Raw genomic sequence first — 15,648 nt, 5'->3', positions numbered from 1 at the left:
CTTTCATCCATTGTCTTTCTTTCCATTCGCGGGGATTTGGTATAATGAAAACAACGCCGATTCCTCTTCGGCGTGACATCATCCTTGACGGAAAGTGGTGCGCCGCGATGCTAAAAGAGCTCGAATCGCTTTATGAAGGGGACATCGTCATCAACGGTCAGCCGGAACACCCCGAAGATTACGAATGGTTTTATACCGCCGATGGTGATGAGATCGGCATCGCCAAGCATCGATTGACAGAGCAGGAGCGGCGATTGCTGGCGCTTTTTTTCACCCCCGCCGAGCGCCGACGCGAACCGGAAAGCGAAGAGGAGCGGGCATGGAAACGATGGATGGCAACCGGCGACCCAGCCGCGCTCGCTCGGCTCGCTGCTCCGTATTGCCGGTTCATTCATTTTACAGCCAGCCGGCCGATCGCCAACAAAGAGGAGTTTGCTGACGCCGTTCGCGGCTTATTTTCCTCCCCGGTTGCCATCGTCTGGGAACAAGATCGGCGCGGGCTGATCGTCGAAGCGAAACAAAAGCGGACGACGGAGCCGCCTTCGTTAGCGGACATGGCTGAGGCGCTCGCCGCTGATTTTTATACTGCCCTTCATTTATTGATCGGCCCAATCCGCTCCGTCGATGAACGGCTATATGAATCGTTTCTCCTTGAAAAAGAGTGTTTTTCCGCCGCTCGGCGCTTTTGGCCGAAACGAACGGTGTACGAATGGGAAGACGTCATTCCGCTTCCGCTCTTTGAAGAAGGAGCAGTCAGTGAGAAAGCCCGCCGGACCCTCTCGTTTCTTGACGGATTCGACGAGGAGGAAGTGCGGGCGATGGAGACGTTTTTGCAATGCAACTTAAACGTCTCGATGGCAGCGAAAAAGCTGTATATGCACCGCAATAGTTTGCAATATCGAATCGATAAATGGGCGGAGCAAACTGGTGTTGACATCAAACGGTTCAAAGGGGCGGCAGCCTTCTATTTGGCTATCTTGCACCGGCGCCGTTCGTAATCCCCCGCTTTTTTGTCATGTCGCCGAAAATCGGCGGCATTTTTTGTGCACCTCGTCCATTTACGAATGTTCCTATTTTTCTATACACTAATGGCAAGAAAACGATTTCGGCGATGAGGAGGATGGTTATGGCAGAACTCATTCTTGATCATATTTACAAAATTTACGACAACAATGTGGTCGCCGTCAAAGACTTCAATTTACATATTCAAGACAAAGAGTTTATCGTATTTGTCGGCCCGTCCGGCTGCGGCAAATCCACCACGTTGCGGATGATCGCCGGCCTTGAGGAAATTTCCAAAGGCGATCTTTACATCGACGGCAAACGAATGAACGATGTGCCGCCGAAAGACCGCGACATCGCCATGGTGTTCCAAAACTACGCCCTGTATCCACATATGAGCGTCTATGACAACATGGCGTTCGGTTTAAAACTGCGCAAATTCCCGAAAGCGGAAATTGAAAAACGCGTCCGCGAGGCGGCGCGCATTCTTGGGCTCGAGCAATATTTGGACCGCAAACCGAAAGCGCTCTCCGGCGGGCAGCGGCAGCGCGTGGCATTGGGACGGGCCATCGTCCGCGATGCAAAAGTGTTTTTAATGGACGAGCCGCTCTCGAACTTGGATGCGAAACTGCGGGTGCAAATGCGCTCGGAGATCGCGAAGCTCCATCAGCGCTTGGAAACGACGACCATTTACGTCACCCACGACCAAACGGAAGCTATGACAATGGCCACCCGTCTTGTCGTCATGAAAGACGGCGTCATCCAGCAAGTCGGAACGCCGCGCGAAGTATACGAAAAACCGGAAAACATTTTTGTCGGCGGCTTTATCGGTTCACCGGCCATGAACTTCCTTCGTGGAACGCTCCAAGACGGCAAGTTTGTCGTCGGCCAAACATCATTTGGCATTCCGGAAGGAAAAATGAAAGTGTTGCGTGAGCAAGGGTATGTCGGCAAGGAAGTGATTTTAGGCATTCGTCCGGAAGACATTCACGACGAACCGCTCTTCCTTGAAGCATCTCCGGCGACGAAAGTCACCGCTCTCGTCGAAGTCGCCGAGCTGCTTGGCGCTGAATCGATGATCTATTTTAGCATCGACAACCAAGAATTGGTCGCTCGCATCGACGCCCGCACGGAAATCAAGCCGGGCCACCGGATTGACCTGGCGCTTGATATGAACAAAGCGCATTTCTTTGACGTTGAAACGGAACGGCGCATCCGGGCGGCGGATGAAAAGTAACCCCCCCATTGTTGTTCATATAGATTCATTCGAAGGCGTTCCGAAAAAACGGAACGCCTTTCCTTTCCACTCCATCAACAGCCTTATTCCTTGATAAAACGCACTTCCTCCTCATGGCAAGTCGGACAGTAAAACAAATGAACACATTCATGATTCGTATACGTGCGCAAATAGCCGTCGACAAGCTTCATGACGTCCGCATCCATGTACGGGCTGTAGTCATCGAAATAATCTGTAACTTTCCCATGATCTTCCATTGGTTGCCGGCAGTAGCTGCAATACACCGTCACCCGGCGCAGCCCGTTGCACAGCGGGCATACATTCATGCTGCTTCCTCCTCTAAGATGTTCCTTATCTTTACATATTCCCTAATGGTGACGGCGGTAAAACGTTAAAAATTCCCATATTCTCACCATGCATAACAGGCAAAAAACGTCCCAAACTATGAGTACCGCCAGCGAAATCACCCATCCGTTGCAACAGGGACGCTGGCGAAGCCAAAAGCGGGTGGGCCGGTGGGTTCAGCCAAGCTTGGCACACGCCTTGCAGCGTGAAGTGTTGGTGCAAATCCAACCACCCCAACCATCAAAAATTTTTAAGAGGAGATGATCAACGATGGCACGCAACAATAACAACAACCAACTGTTAGTCGCTGGTGCTCAACAAGCCATTGATCAAATGAAGTACGAAATCGCCCAAGAATTTGGTGTGAACCTCGGCGCTGACACGACTTCTCGCGCGAACGGTTCGGTCGGCGGCGAAATTACGAAACGTCTTGTCGCCATGGCTCAGCAACAACTTGGCGGCCAATTCGGCAACATTCAATAACCGCCTTAACGAACAACTTCATATAGAATCGAGTAGGAGGGGGCGGCTAACCCCCGTCCTCTCACACCACCTAGCATGCGGGTCCGCACTAGGCGGTTCGTCAACCTTGACGGAGTTCGAAATATCGTTGCGTCAAACTCTTGAGCCCTTGAGCGGTCCAGTAGGTCTTGCCCAGGGCCTGGTGGAGTTGCGGCGTTTTCGTTGTTCGCCAAGCTCCTTTTCGGGTATTGGCGATCTCCATCACCGCTGTCTCTTTCAGCCCCAGCGCTCTTAACTCACGGATTCTGGTTCTGACCCGTTTCCATTGAAGCCATTGACAGAGTCGAAGCCTCCTCCGAATCCATCCTTCGATGGTCTGAAGGACAGACGGGGTTTCGACGAGCCGAAAATACCCGATCCATCCCATGACGTATTGATTGACGCGATGAATTCGTTCTGGCATCGATATGCTCCAGTTTGGGTTGGTCAGCTGTCGAATCCGCTGTTTCAGACGTTGAATCGACCTTGGGGCGAGCCGGATTCGCGCTTTTCGTTCCGGTGTGAAGCTAAACCCCAGAAAGGCCCGTTTCCACGGGCGGTCCACCGCACTTTTCTCCTCGTTTACTTTGAGTTTGAGCGTTTTCTCCAAGAACCGTTGGATGCTTTGTTTCACCCGTTGTCCTGCCCGCAGACTTTTCACATAGATGTTGCAGTCATCTGCGTAACGGCAGAATTTCAATCCTCGCTTCTCCAATTCCTTGTCTAAATCGTCGAGAAGGATGTTCGCCAGCAGGGGGCTGAGGGGGCCGCCTTGCGGCGTCCCTTCCTCCGTCTGCACCTTCACCCCTTCGATCATAACGCCGGCTTGCAGGTAGGCACGGATCAGTTTCAGCACGCGTTTATCCTTGACTTTTCGGGCCACCCGACTCATCAAGATGTCATGGTTGACCCGATCAAAGAACTTTTCCAGGTCCATGTCGACCACGTACCGATATCCTTCCTGGATGTAGCCTTGCGCTTGCCGCACGGCATCGTGGGCGTTGCGGCCCGGACGGAATCCGAAGCTGGAAGGGGAGAAGTCTGGATCGAAAATGGGTGTGAGTTCTTGAAGAATGGCTTGTTGGATCAGCCGGTCCACCACGGTGGGAATGCCTAGCTGCCGTGTGCCGCCGCCCGGTTTCGGGATTTCGACCCTGCGGACAGGCGCCGGCCGGTAGGTTCCCGCCAAGAGTTGGGCGCGGATCGTGCTCCAGTGAGCGCGGATGTAATCACGGAGTTGATCGGTTGATACTCCGTCGATTCCCGGTGCTCCTTGGTTGGCTTCGACCCGTTTGAGCGCCGTGATGAGGTTGTCTCTCGCTAAGATGCGTTCCAACAAAGCCATCGTGATCTTCTCCTTCCGCGGGATGAGATTCAGGTCTTGCCGGGTTGCGCTCAGCCCTCGATCTGAGGCCCTCTGGGCTTCACCCTTGCTTCCTCAGATGAGTTCCGAAAGGAATTCTGCTTCGACACGCAACATCTCGAAAGAGTCTGATTCATCCCTGAGTTGACGTTCGGCCCTTCCTGTTTCAGGCGTCCCTTACTCCAGTACTATGGCCTCTGCTGACTCCTGTACGTTCAGCAGAGCCTTTCGACTCTGGTTGCCATCGTCAGAAGGCGTTCCGTACAGGCCTCCCCGGATAAGGATGGACACTTTCCACTCATGCACCTGCCCAATCTACCTCCACAGCCCTTGGCGGCTTAGGACTTCGTCTTGTCCAGCAGACTCGTCCGACTGTGGCGGCCTCCCATTGGGTTCGTGTACCTCAGGTCAAGTGTTTGCCTCCAGCTTCCTTCAGATTCCACCTCACGGTGGACACCCTTGCCTTCAGCTAACGGTAGGCGCTCGCCAGCCCCCGTTCGGGACTTTCACCCTATAGCGTCGCACCCATGCCGGGCGTACTGGCAAACGCCCCGGGCAGTCAGCCCGGGGCGCTTTCATATGGGAACGGGGAGCGAATCAGGCGCCTCCCGCCTGCTCGGCAAGCGGTTGGCTCAATGAGACAAGCACTTTGCGAATGCGCCGATTGTCGACTTGGCGGACGGTGAACGTCAGCGGTCCATATTGCAACGTTTCGCCGACGGCTGGAATACGCTCAAACATCTCAAAAATCCAACCACCCAACGTATGCGATTCACTCTTTGGCACGTCGATGTTCATCACTTCGCAAAATTCATCCAGCGGCAGTTCGGCGCTGAACTCGAAGCTGTGCTCGTCGATTTGGCGCACCGTTTTCACCGCCTCATCATGCTCATCCCATATTTCGCCGACAATTTGCTCGAGAATATCTTCGAGCGTAATCAAGCCGGCGGTGCCGCCAAACTCGTCGACGACGATCGCCATATGCACTTTGCTTTTTTGCAGCTCCGGCAGGAGATCGGACACTTTCATTGACTCGACGACGAACAACGGCTGGCGCAACAAATCGCGGATGCGCACCTCCCGCTTTTGCACAAGCTCGCTGAAAAAGTCGCTTTCCGACAAAATGCCGATCACGTTGTCAATATCCCCTTCATAGACCGGGATGCGGGAATATTTCTCTTCCAAAAACACGTCGCGGATCTCTTCAATCGGCTGGTTCACTTCCACCGCCACCATATCAGCGCGCGGCGTGAAAATTTCTCCGACCAAAATTTCATCAAAATCGAGCGAACGTTGGATCAATTCTTTTTCTTTGTTGTCGATGACCCCTTCTTCTTCACTCAGCTCAACCATCACTTTAATATCTTCCTCCGTAACAGCCGGCACAGCCACCCCATTGGCGAACCTCTTGGCGATTCGATCTTTTAAGGCTTGGAGCGACGCCGTAACCGGCGTCATCAACTTCATCAGCCCATAGGCAAGGCCGGCGTATCGGATGGCGAGCTGCTCCGCATGCTCTTTCGCCATCGATTTTGGCAAAATTTCACCGAAGACGACAAATAATACGGTCATCACCGCCAGCGTGGCAAACAAGCCCATCTGTTCCCCAAGCAACGAAACGGCGATGTCCGTAAAGAGCACGACCGTCACGACGCTGGTGAGGCGGTTGGCCACAGCAAGCGCCAACAACACGCGGTCAAGCTGACCGATCACCGCTTGGAGGCGCTTATTGTGCAGATGCTCTTCCGCATAATGCCGCAACCGTGCCTTGCTTGCCGAAGAAAACGCGGCTTCTGCTGAAGCGAACAGTGCATTCGCGAGCAGGGAGAGGAAAAACCACCCGAACAACCTTAGCGGCCACTCTTCCAACGAATCTTCACACTCCTATGGATGGTGACTATGTTATTCATATCCATTTTTCCGCCGAATCATGCTTGTAAAAGCCACACTTGCCAGGCTAAGCGGAAACAAAGCGATGCGGCCGGCAGCAGCCGTTTTCTCTCTTCCTATCTTAAATATAACAAATTTTTCGCCAACTGACTATAGTTGTCGAGTTGTCCTTCCATATAAATCCAGACAATCAAAAAGAAAAATGCGCCGGATGAACCGAGGCGCATCATGATTCAAGCCAACAGGAACCAATCAAATACACAAGAACAAGCAATGAGGCAATGTTGAATGTCACCGACCACTCGGCCATTTGTCTTCCCCTCCCTTTTCTTCCCCTCTTTCATCGTACCATATTGACGGCGGGAAAAGCAGGAGGAGAAGGGTGTCTTTTTGACAGTTTGATGAACAAAACAAGAGCGTCCTCCCATCAATGGACGCCCTCATTTCATTTTCTCTCGTTTCAACCTAAATAGCGGTAATAGATCGCCTTTGCCTCCTGCACGTCTTTCGTGCCGTGCACAAGCGCACGGCCGTCGCGAAAGACAACCAATCGCTTGTCACCGAGCGAAACGGAGACAAGATACGGGTTCGCTTCCGCTTGAAGCCCTTGGCGGCGAAACAGCTCCGCCAATTCATTCAAGTCGTACTGGCGCGGGGCAGGCGGACGGATTTGCACGGAATCGCGCCCGCACAAGACGGCAGTCTTCGTCCGTTGTTCATAGGAAAGAAACGGATAAGATGGATGACGTCCGCACGTCGGGCAACCGTCCTTTTTCACCCCGTCAATGCGAATCGAGGCGTATTCGTTCGTCCAAAGGTCAAACGAAACGAGCTTGCCGCGGAGCGCCGACCAGTCCTCCACTAAAATTTTTAACGCCTCAGCCATCTGATAGCTGATAACCATTTGCACCGCTGGGCTGATAATGCCGGCCGTATCGCACGTCAATCCCCCTTGCGGCACTGTTTCAAGCAAGCAATACAAACAAGGCGTGCGGTTCGGAATGAAGGCGCAGCTTAAACCGTAACTGCCGACACAAGCGCCATAAATCCACGGAATGTTGTACTTGTAGGCAACGTCATTGATGACAAGGCGCGTATCAAAATTGTCTGTCGCATCGATCCATAAGTCAGGGCGTTGCTTGAGGGCGATCGTTTCCAATTCTTCCGGGCCGGCGTCGCCGACAATGGCCTCGATCTCAACCTCGCTGTTGATTTGTTCAAGGCGCCGTTTGGCGGCGATCGCCTTTGGCAGCCGCTCCTTCGCATCCGCTTCGCTGTACAGTTGCTGGCGCTGCAAGTTGCTCCATTCGACGTAATCGCGGTCAATGATCGTCAATTTGCCGATGCCGGCGCGAACGAGCGCTTCGGCGTTGCCTGTGCCGAGCGCTCCGGCGCCGACTAACACGACACGCTTTCCCCGTATTTTCTTTTGCCCTTCCTCGCCAATCGGTGCAAACAATTGCTGCCGGGAATACCGTTCGTTCAAACAACACTCATTCCTTCCGTTGGGCTGCTCGCTGACGCGTACCGTTTTTTCGGGATGCGTCCGGCTTCATAGCCGAGCCGGCCCGCTTCCACCGCCAGCTTCATCGCTTTCGCCATTTTCACTGGATCGGCCGCGCCGGAAACAGCGGTGTTCAAGAGCACCCCATCCGCGCCAAGCTCCATCGCCAACGCCGCGTCCGCCGGTCCACCGATGCCGGCGTCGACAATGACCGGCACGTTCGCCTGCTCAATGATAAAGCTCAAATTGAGCGGATTGATGATGCCTTGCCCGGACCCGATCGGCGAGGCGCCCGGCATGATCGCATGGCAGCCAAGCTCCTCTAGCCGCTTCGCCAGCACGACATCATCGGATGTGTACGGCAACACGATAAACCCTTCCTCAAGCAGCATTTCCGCCGCTTTCAACGTCTCGATCGGGTCTGGGAGGAGCGTTTTGTCGCAACCGATCACTTCTACTTTTATCATATCACACAATCCGGATGCCTTGGCGAGCCGGGCGATGCGCACCGCTTCTTCGGCCGTTTTCGCCCCGGCGGTGTTCGGCAAAAGCTTATATTTGCTTAAATCGAGCTGCTCTAAAAAGTTCGGCTGCTCCGGGGAAAAGATGTTCATCCGCCGGACGGCGAACGTTAAAATTTCCGCCCCTGATGCTTCCACCGCTTCTTTTTGCACGTCCAAGCTCGGATATTTGCCCGTGCCGAGCAACAGCCGCGAAGAGAATTCATATGGGCCAATTTTCAACATCTCAACCGCCTCCTACAAAATGAACGATTTCCACGCGATCGCCATCGCATAGCGCCGTCGTCTCATACTCATGTTTTTGGATGATGCGGACATTGACTTCGACGATGCAAAGCTTGTTCTCAAGCCGGAAATGGGCAAGCAAATCGCCCACCGTTTTCACCTCGTCGGGCACTGCGACCGCCTCCCCGTTAATCACTAACGTCATTCCACCCCCACCTTTCCGATATGGCGTGTCAACGAAAATGGCGCAAGGTCAAACGCCGTCTCTTTCCGCTCCACTAAGTCGGCGACAAGCAGACCGGTCAACGGGCTGAGCAAAATGCCGTTCCGGTAATGGCCGGCAGCGACGAATAAGCCGCGCCGCTCCGGATGCTCGCCTAGATAAGGCAAGCCGTCTTCGGTCTGCGGCCGAATGCCGCTCCATGATGCCACCCATTCCGCCTGTTCGATGTCCGGAACAAGGTGGGCGGCGCGGTGAAGCAAGTTCATCACCCCACCGGCCGATACGCGCCGATCGAACGTGCCGGGCGTGGACGTCGCTCCGATGAGCAGCCGGTTTCCTGATTTCGGAACGATGTAGCAGCCGTTTTTCGCAAATACAGTCGTTTGCAACAACGGAACCGGAGCGCGCACCATGACGCATTCCCCTTTGACCGGATAAACGGAAAGCGAAAGCCCGACCCGCGCGCCGAGCCGCGCCGCCCAAGCGCCGGAAGCGATGACAACCGCCTCGGCGGCAAACGTCCCGCCTGTTGTGTCTAACACATGCCCACTGCTGTCGGAACGGATGTCGAACACTTCCGTATACTCATACAGACAAGCGCCGGCGGAGGCGGCGGCATAGGCGAGAGCAGCGGCCAAATCCGGAGCGCTCACTTGCCCATCGCCAGGGATGTACATCGCGCCGGCAAGCGCTTCCGCCGCAAGACGCGGCTCCATTTCAAGCGCCTCCCCTTTCGTGAGCCACTGCACCGGTTCGCCTATGCCCCGCCAAAATGTATAATGGCGATAGAGATCGTCTGCTTCCTCTTCCGTTGTCGCTAGTTTGATCAATCCTTTTTCGACAAGGCCGATATCGATGCCGGTCCTCTCCCTCAGCTCTTCAGCCAAGGCCGGCATGAGAGCTCGGCTTTGCAAGGCAAGCGGCACAAGCGGGCTTGACGTCGAAAACTCGGATTGCGCCCCAAGCATGCCGGCTGCCGCGCTTGACGCCCCGCTTCCCATCGTTCCTTTTTCAAAAATGGCGACGCGATGCCGCCGCTTGGCGAGCTCAAAACCGATGGCCGCCCCAATCACCCCGCCGCCGACGATGGCGACGTCATACCGATGCGTCATCCCCTATCCCCTCCCTTTCACGATGTCTGCCAGCCGTTTGGCCTCAGCAACGGGGTCAGCAGCGAAAAAAACAGCCGACAATACTGCCACCCCGGCTGCGCCCGCTTCCAGCACCCGACGGGCGTTGCCGGCGTGAATGCCGCCGATGGCGATGACTGGAATGGACACGGCGGCCACGATTTCCGCAAGCGAGTCCAGACCGCGCGGCGGCAAACCGGGCTTGCTGTCCGTCGGAAAAATATGGCCATACAAACAAAAGTGAGCGCCATCCTGTTCGGCTTGTTTCGCCTCCTCCGACCCGTGCACCGAGCAACCAACCGTCAAGTCCGGAAACGAGCGGCGGACGGCGCGCACCGGCAGGCTGTGATAAGCAAGCTGCACACCTTTGACACCGTAGACAGCGGCGACATCAACCCGGTCATTGACGATGATTTTTTGCGGCGGCACCCCGACGCGAAGCAGTGCCGCGACAAACGCCGCCACTTCACGCGCCGTCTTCCCTTTTTCGCGAATATGAATCAGGTCGGCATACGGATGGGTGTGCGCACAAATCGCGGCGAATTCGTCAACCGTCTGACGCCCGGTGGAAACGAAATGGAGAACCCCCATCGCCATCCCTTTCTTTCTACCGTACATCGCTTATAGAAATATACGGATAATGAACACCGACATAGTAGGCGGCGAACATCAAAGCGGCAAACAAGGCGACAAGCCAAATATCATATTTGCCGAACCCGATTTCATAATAAAACGTGCGCCGCCCGCTGCCGGAAAATTGTTTCGCTTCCATCGCCACGGCGATGCGCTGGGCGCGGCGGATGCTTTGCGACAACAGCGGAATGGCGTAGCGCTTCACTTTGCTGAGGACGCCCTTGTTCGGCACGCCGCGCACTGTTAACGCATAGCGGATCGCCTGAAACTCTTCAAGCATAATCGGCAATAGGCGAACGGCCGCCAAAAAACTGTACGCATACTTTGGCTTCAGTCTCAACTGCTGCATGAGCGAATAAAACAACGGAACCGGCCGGGTCGTCAGCGAGAAAATCAATCCGAGAAGCCCAAGCGCCAAAGCGCGAAACCCGATGTGCACCCCGCGCCAAAAACTTTCGGCTGTAACATGGATGAACCCCCAGCGAACCCATGTTGTCGTTCCCTCGCCAAACATCATCATCGATGAAGCCGTCGAAACAAACACGAGGAAAAACGGCAAAAACAGCCAAAACAACACATTCGCCGGATAGCCGGTGCCAAAGCAAAACAAAACGAAGAGAGCGAGCGAAACGTTAATCAGCACGTTCGGGTTATGAATGAACAACACAGCGAAAAAGAGCACGACAAGCACAATGAGCTTCAAGCTCGGGTTCGTCTCATGAAGCCATGTCTCGCGGCAGCGAACCTCCCATTTCATCGCCCTGCCCCACCTTCCGCCAACACCGGCTCTCGAATTTCAAGCTGTTCGTCCCGAACGAGCGCCCCATCTTCAATCACCCACTGTCTCGTCGCAAAGCGGCGGACGATTTGTTCGTCATGTGTAACCATCATGATCACCGCTCCTTGTTCGCGGTACGCTTCAAGCATTTCAAGCAAAGCAAACGTGTTTTTCGCGTCCTGACCAAACGTCGGCTCATCAAGCAAAAAGAGGCGTTGGCCGGCGACGATCGAAGCAGCGACGCTCAACCGCCGCTTTTGTCCGACCGACAGTTGGTACGGGTGCTGGTCTTGCTGCTCAACAAGGTCAAATTCACGCAACAGGCGGGTGATGGTTTCCTCGATTTCCGCTTCCGGCCGCCCTTCAAGCCGAAGCGAGTAGGCGAGCTCTTCGCGAACGGAATGGGCGACAAATTGCCACTCCGGATTTTGGAAAACAAACGCAATATGGCGGTAGAGCGGGTGTTGCCGCTTGATGTCGGCGCCTAGCAGCATATACTCTCCGTCCGTGCGGATGAGTTGCATAAGCGCGTGCAGCAACGTGCTTTTGCCAGCGCCGTTTTTTCCGGTGACGGCAATCCATTCGCCGGCGTGCACCGCTGCTTCAGGAACATAGATTTTCGCCTCCCGGCCGCGGAACCCGCGAAAACGGGCGAGGCGAAGAAGCTCCTCGCCTTGATGGCGATTTCGCCGCCTTGCCGTCCGGTCATAGTCGTCCCAGACGCCTGGATACCAAATCCCTTCAGCGGCAATGACGTTTTTATAGTCGGAAAACACCGCCTTCGCCTCGCCGTCGGCGATGATGCGCCCATCGCGGCCGAACAAGACAATGCGATCCACAAAGTCGAGCACATGGTCAATTTTATGCTCGACGATGACGACCGTTTTGCCGCGGCCCACCTGCTTCACCGTTTGCCATACCGCCTTCGTCCCTTCTTCATCAAGCAGCGCCGTCGGCTCATCCAAAAACAAGACATCCGGCTCAAGCGCCAGCACCGAAGCGAGCGCCAACCGCTGCTTCATCCCGCCGGAAAGCGTATGAATATCAGTATGCGGGGCGATCTCCAAACCGACCTGGTCCAGCAGGGCGCGGATGCGGACGGGCATCTCGTGGCGCGGCACGCTCTGATTTTCAAGGGCAAAGGCGATTTCCTCGTCCGCATACGGCATGCAAAATTGCGCATCAGGATCTTGGAAAACATAGCCCCACCGTTCCGGCCGCTTAAGACGCTCCGCTTTCATCGGCACATCGATCGAGTGGGGAATGATGCCAGCCATCACTTGCAATAATGTCGACTTGCCGCATCCCGACGGACCAAGGAGGAGCACTTTCTCCCCCTCGGCAATCGAAAGCGACAAGTCGCGAAACAGCAGCCCGTCGCTCCCGGGAAATTTCAGGCGCAGCCGATCAATCGCAATTGCTTGTTTCATCGCCATTCGCCGCCTTACCGGTTCAACGCATCGTAATCGTCTTTTGAAGCCGGCCGCCACATTTGCGTCACTCCGGTTTTTTCGAGCGCTTTCGCCAATGAAACAGCAAGCACGCCGGAGATGAGGATGGCGCCGATAAAACGCGCCAGCAAAAAGAGCGCCATATTCCATGGGGCGAGCGCCTCAATATAGCCTTTGTAAAAGTCCATGATGAGCGAGCCAATCGTCGCCCCGACCGCGCCGAGCGATACAACGAACGTATCAAAGCGCCGATAGCGGAAGGCGGCAAAGACGAGCTCGGCAAACAGCCCTTGAACGACCCCGTAAATGAGCACTTCAAGCCCCCATTGCGATCCCATGATCAGCTCGCCGGACGAAGCCGCAATCTCCGCGAGCAACGCCACCCCTGGCTTGCGAATGAGCAAATAAGCGAGCGAGGAGGCGATAAACCACATGCCGTAAATGAGTTGATCGAGATGAAACCCTACTGCTCCCACCGCGCTATATAGCGGGCCCCATAATTTGTAAATAATGCCAAACACAATCGCAATGACGATCGTCGTTAAAATATCCGCCAATTTTAACCCTTTTGTCTTCACTTCCATCCTGTTCTCCTCCTTGTCTCACGTCAACGGCTCGCCGCCAATTCAGCCGACGGCCACTGCTCAAGCCGATACGCCATCTCCCAAAACTCGTACTCATATTCGCTGCTGATGAGGAAATGCCGCTTCATCCGATGGCGATCCTCTTCGGTGACCGCGTCAGCGATGTCGTCAAGCCGCGCGATTTGCTCTTCCACAAGCGAGCGGAACCAGTCCGAACTGTAGGTGCCGATCCATTTTTCATAAATCGGATCGTTCGGGCGGCACGTTTTCAAGCGCTCGCCAATTTCGTAATACAGCCAGTAGCACGGCAAAATGGCGGCGATAACATCACCGAGATGCCCTTCGTACGCCGCGCGGTACATGTGCGACGTATAGGCGTACGCCGTCGGCGCCGGAATGAACGCCGCCCTTTCCTCTTCCGTAATGCCCAAGAGCTCGGCGAACGTTTCATGCAGCGAAAGCTCGGCTTCGCACGTGCTTTGTGCATGGTGCGCCAACCGGGCTGTCGTCGCCAAATCCGGCGATTTCGCCGCCCCGATCGCCTGCACGCGGGCAAAATGGCGCAAATAATAGGCATCTTGCATCACGTAATAGCGAAACTTCTCGCGCGCAAGCGTCCCTTGGCCAAGCTCCTGAACAAACGGATGGCGGAAACTCGCCTGCCAGATCGGATCGGCCGCTTGGCGCAATTGTTTGGCAAATGACATTCGTTTTCCCCCTTTTTGGCAAAATAAAAACGCCGCTTCCTTTGCCGATTGGCGTAAAGAAAGCGGCGTGGGCATGCGACGTTGGCCAGGCAAAGCCTAGCCTTGCTGTGCTGCTCCTCCACTTCCCTACGCTGGCATTACCCAGATCAGGTGCTAAGGGTCTCAAAGGCACACTTTGATCTCAGCCTTTCTAAAGGCCCCCCTAGTGGATGATGGTGCAATTTTCAGTTTTCTTTACACTTAATCATACCATGGCACGAACGATTGTCAATCTTTTTTTCTCCGACGTTGCGCTATGCGTTGCAATCCGCTATGATGGAAACGCAGCAATTGACGACGGAATGGGAGTGGAAACGATGGCGAAGGTCATCCTGAAAAGAGAACGGAAAAAACGGCTTGAGCAAGGGCATCCATGGATTTTTCAAAGTGAAGTCGACCGCATCGAAGGCGATGCGACGCCGGGCGACTTCGTTGACGTTTACAATCATCAAGGTTATTGGCTGGCGAAAGGATATATCAACCCCGCTTCGCAAATCATCGTCCGCGTCTTGACGCAAAACCCAAACGATGAACTCGATGAGCGCTTTTTCATCGACCGCATCCGTCAGGCGTGGGCGTACCGTGAACGGATGATTCCCGGCGTTCGCTCCTGCCGCGCCGTCTATGGCGAAGCCGACTTTTTGCCCGGATTGATCGTCGACAAATATGAAGATGTGCTTGTTGTGCAAATTTTGGCGCTCGGCATGGAAAGGCGGAAAGACTGGATTTTGCGCGGCTTGCTTGACGTGTTTGCCCCAAGGGCCATTTATTTGCGCAACGATGTGTCCGTTCGGGAGCTTGAGGGTCTCAAACAAGAAAAAGGCTTTTGGTACGGGAAAGCGGAAACGGAAATCGAAATCGAGGAAAACGGCGTGAAATACATCGTCGATATTGAAAACGGACAAAAAACCGGCTTTTTCTTCGACCAACGGCAAAACCGCGCCGCTCTTCGTCCGCTCATCGGTCCGGAGACGACCGTGCTCGACTGCTTCACCCATACCGGCTCGTTTATGCTAAACGCTTGTCTGTATGGGGCAAAACATGCTACTGCCGTCGATATTTCTGAACATGCCATCGAAACGGCGAAACGGAACGCCGCGTTAAACGGATTCACGAACGTTGAATTTGTCGTCGCCAACGCCTTCGACTATTTGCGCGAGTCGGTGCGCGCCGGCAAACAGTGGGATGTCGTCATCATCGACCCGCCGGCGTTCGCGAAATCGGCCCATGCCGTCCCGAAGGCGCTGCGCGGCTATAAAGACATTAACTTAAACGGATTGAAGCTTGTCAAAGACGGCGGCTTTTTCGTCACATCAAGCTGCTCGTACCACGTCCGCCCGCACCTATTTCAAGAGATGATCGCTGATGCGGCATTTGACGCGAAAAAAGTGCTGCGCCAAGTATATTGGAACGGCGCCGGCTACGACCACCCGAAACTCCTTGCCGCGGAAGAAGGCGACTACTTAAAATTCGCCATTTACGAAGTGCATTCTCGGCGGTGACGAGCCGCCCTCA

Annotated in this window: 16 protein-coding genes and 1 riboswitch; of the genes, 4 read left to right on the top strand and 12 right to left on the bottom strand. The window is 54.8% G+C overall.

The window, feature by feature from the left end; translation table 11 throughout:
• The first annotated feature begins 107 nt into the window (after positions 1-107).
• Both GYMC52_RS03070 and GYMC52_RS03065 read left to right on the top strand, forming a co-directional pair.
• On the top strand, positions 108-998 hold the full coding sequence (locus GYMC52_RS03070; protein ID WP_013523034.1) for a PucR family transcriptional regulator: 891 nt from the start codon (positions 108-110) through the stop codon (positions 996-998).
• A 128-nt stretch (positions 999-1,126) separates the two neighbouring features.
• Positions 1,127-2,239 carry an ABC transporter ATP-binding protein gene (locus tag GYMC52_RS03065; protein WP_013146253.1) on the top strand — a complete coding sequence of 371 codons (1,113 nt, stop codon included), beginning with the start codon at positions 1,127-1,129 and terminating at the stop codon, positions 2,237-2,239.
• Between the two features lie 83 nt (positions 2,240-2,322).
• On the opposite strand, the gene GYMC52_RS03060 is transcribed toward GYMC52_RS03065, so the two are convergent.
• A complete protein-coding gene (locus tag GYMC52_RS03060) occupies positions 2,323-2,565 on the bottom strand; it encodes a hypothetical protein (RefSeq protein ID WP_011230134.1) in 243 nt (80 codons plus the stop codon).
• Positions 2,566-2,854: 289 nt separating this feature from the next.
• Here GYMC52_RS03060 and GYMC52_RS03055 point away from each other — a divergent pair, with 289 nt between their 5' ends.
• Positions 2,855-3,067 (top strand): alpha/beta-type small acid-soluble spore protein, encoded by a 213-nt coding sequence (locus GYMC52_RS03055; protein WP_011230133.1) that lies wholly within the window; start codon positions 2,855-2,857, stop codon positions 3,065-3,067.
• A 100-nt stretch (positions 3,068-3,167) separates the two neighbouring features.
• Here GYMC52_RS03055 and ltrA read toward each other — a convergent pair whose 3' ends face one another.
• The 11 genes from ltrA to tenA form a co-directional block, all read right to left on the bottom strand.
• Positions 3,168-4,430: a group II intron reverse transcriptase/maturase gene (ltrA, locus tag GYMC52_RS03050; protein WP_013522881.1), complete on the bottom strand. Its 1,263-nt coding sequence runs from the start codon at positions 4,428-4,430 to the stop codon at positions 3,168-3,170.
• Between the two features lie 615 nt (positions 4,431-5,045).
• Positions 5,046-6,317: a hemolysin family protein gene (locus GYMC52_RS03045; protein WP_013146254.1), complete on the bottom strand. Its 1,272-nt coding sequence runs from the start codon at positions 6,315-6,317 to the stop codon at positions 5,046-5,048.
• 481 nt (positions 6,318-6,798) lie between these two features.
• The gene (locus GYMC52_RS03040) at positions 6,799-7,824 is read right to left on the bottom strand and encodes a thiazole biosynthesis adenylyltransferase ThiF (protein WP_013523032.1); all 1,026 of its coding nucleotides are present in this window, start codon (positions 7,822-7,824) and stop codon (positions 6,799-6,801) included.
• Positions 7,821-8,588, bottom strand: a complete 768-nt coding sequence (locus GYMC52_RS03035) for a thiazole synthase (protein ID WP_013146257.1) — start codon at positions 8,586-8,588, stop codon at positions 7,821-7,823. Before GYMC52_RS03035 ends, GYMC52_RS03040 begins: the two co-directional genes overlap by 4 nt.
• Position 8,589: 1 nt before the next feature.
• The gene (gene thiS / locus GYMC52_RS03030; RefSeq protein WP_013523031.1) at positions 8,590-8,793 is read right to left on the bottom strand and encodes a sulfur carrier protein ThiS; all 204 of its coding nucleotides are present in this window, start codon (positions 8,791-8,793) and stop codon (positions 8,590-8,592) included.
• Positions 8,790-9,923, bottom strand: coding sequence for a glycine oxidase ThiO (gene thiO, locus GYMC52_RS03025; protein WP_011230127.1), 1,134 nt, complete (start codon positions 9,921-9,923; stop codon positions 8,790-8,792). Before thiO ends, thiS begins: the two co-directional genes overlap by 4 nt.
• A 3-nt stretch (positions 9,924-9,926) precedes the next feature.
• Complete coding sequence (gene tenI, locus GYMC52_RS03020) at positions 9,927-10,532, bottom strand: thiazole tautomerase TenI (RefSeq protein ID WP_013523030.1); 606 nt, start codon at positions 10,530-10,532, stop codon at positions 9,927-9,929.
• Between the two features lie 16 nt (positions 10,533-10,548).
• On the bottom strand, positions 10,549-11,331 hold the full coding sequence (locus tag GYMC52_RS03015; RefSeq protein ID WP_013523029.1) for an energy-coupling factor transporter transmembrane component T family protein: 783 nt from the start codon (positions 11,329-11,331) through the stop codon (positions 10,549-10,551).
• Positions 11,328-12,782: an ABC transporter ATP-binding protein gene (locus tag GYMC52_RS03010; protein WP_013523028.1), complete on the bottom strand. Its 1,455-nt coding sequence runs from the start codon at positions 12,780-12,782 to the stop codon at positions 11,328-11,330. The genes GYMC52_RS03015 and GYMC52_RS03010 overlap by 4 nt, the downstream gene beginning before the upstream one ends.
• Before the next feature lie 14 nt (positions 12,783-12,796).
• Entirely contained in the window at positions 12,797-13,387 is a 591-nt protein-coding gene (locus GYMC52_RS03005) for an ECF transporter S component (RefSeq protein ID WP_013146263.1), read from the bottom strand.
• Between the two features lie 23 nt (positions 13,388-13,410).
• Complete coding sequence (tenA, locus tag GYMC52_RS03000; protein ID WP_013523027.1) at positions 13,411-14,094, bottom strand: thiaminase II; 684 nt, start codon at positions 14,092-14,094, stop codon at positions 13,411-13,413.
• A gap of 106 nt (positions 14,095-14,200) precedes the next feature.
• Positions 14,201-14,308, bottom strand: a riboswitch (TPP riboswitch).
• A 142-nt stretch (positions 14,309-14,450) separates the two neighbouring features.
• Between tenA and GYMC52_RS02995 the strand changes: the two genes are divergently transcribed.
• Entirely contained in the window at positions 14,451-15,635 is a 1,185-nt protein-coding gene (locus GYMC52_RS02995; protein ID WP_013523026.1) for a class I SAM-dependent rRNA methyltransferase, read from the top strand.
• Positions 15,636-15,648 lie beyond the last annotated feature (13 nt).

Origin of the sequence: Geobacillus sp. Y412MC52 (genome assembly GCF_000174795.2) — a bacterium.
Lineage (GTDB): Bacteria > Bacillota > Bacilli > Bacillales > Anoxybacillaceae > Geobacillus > Geobacillus thermoleovorans.
Note: the sequence above shows the minus strand (reverse complement) of the source record. Positions and strands in the feature narration are given on the sequence as shown.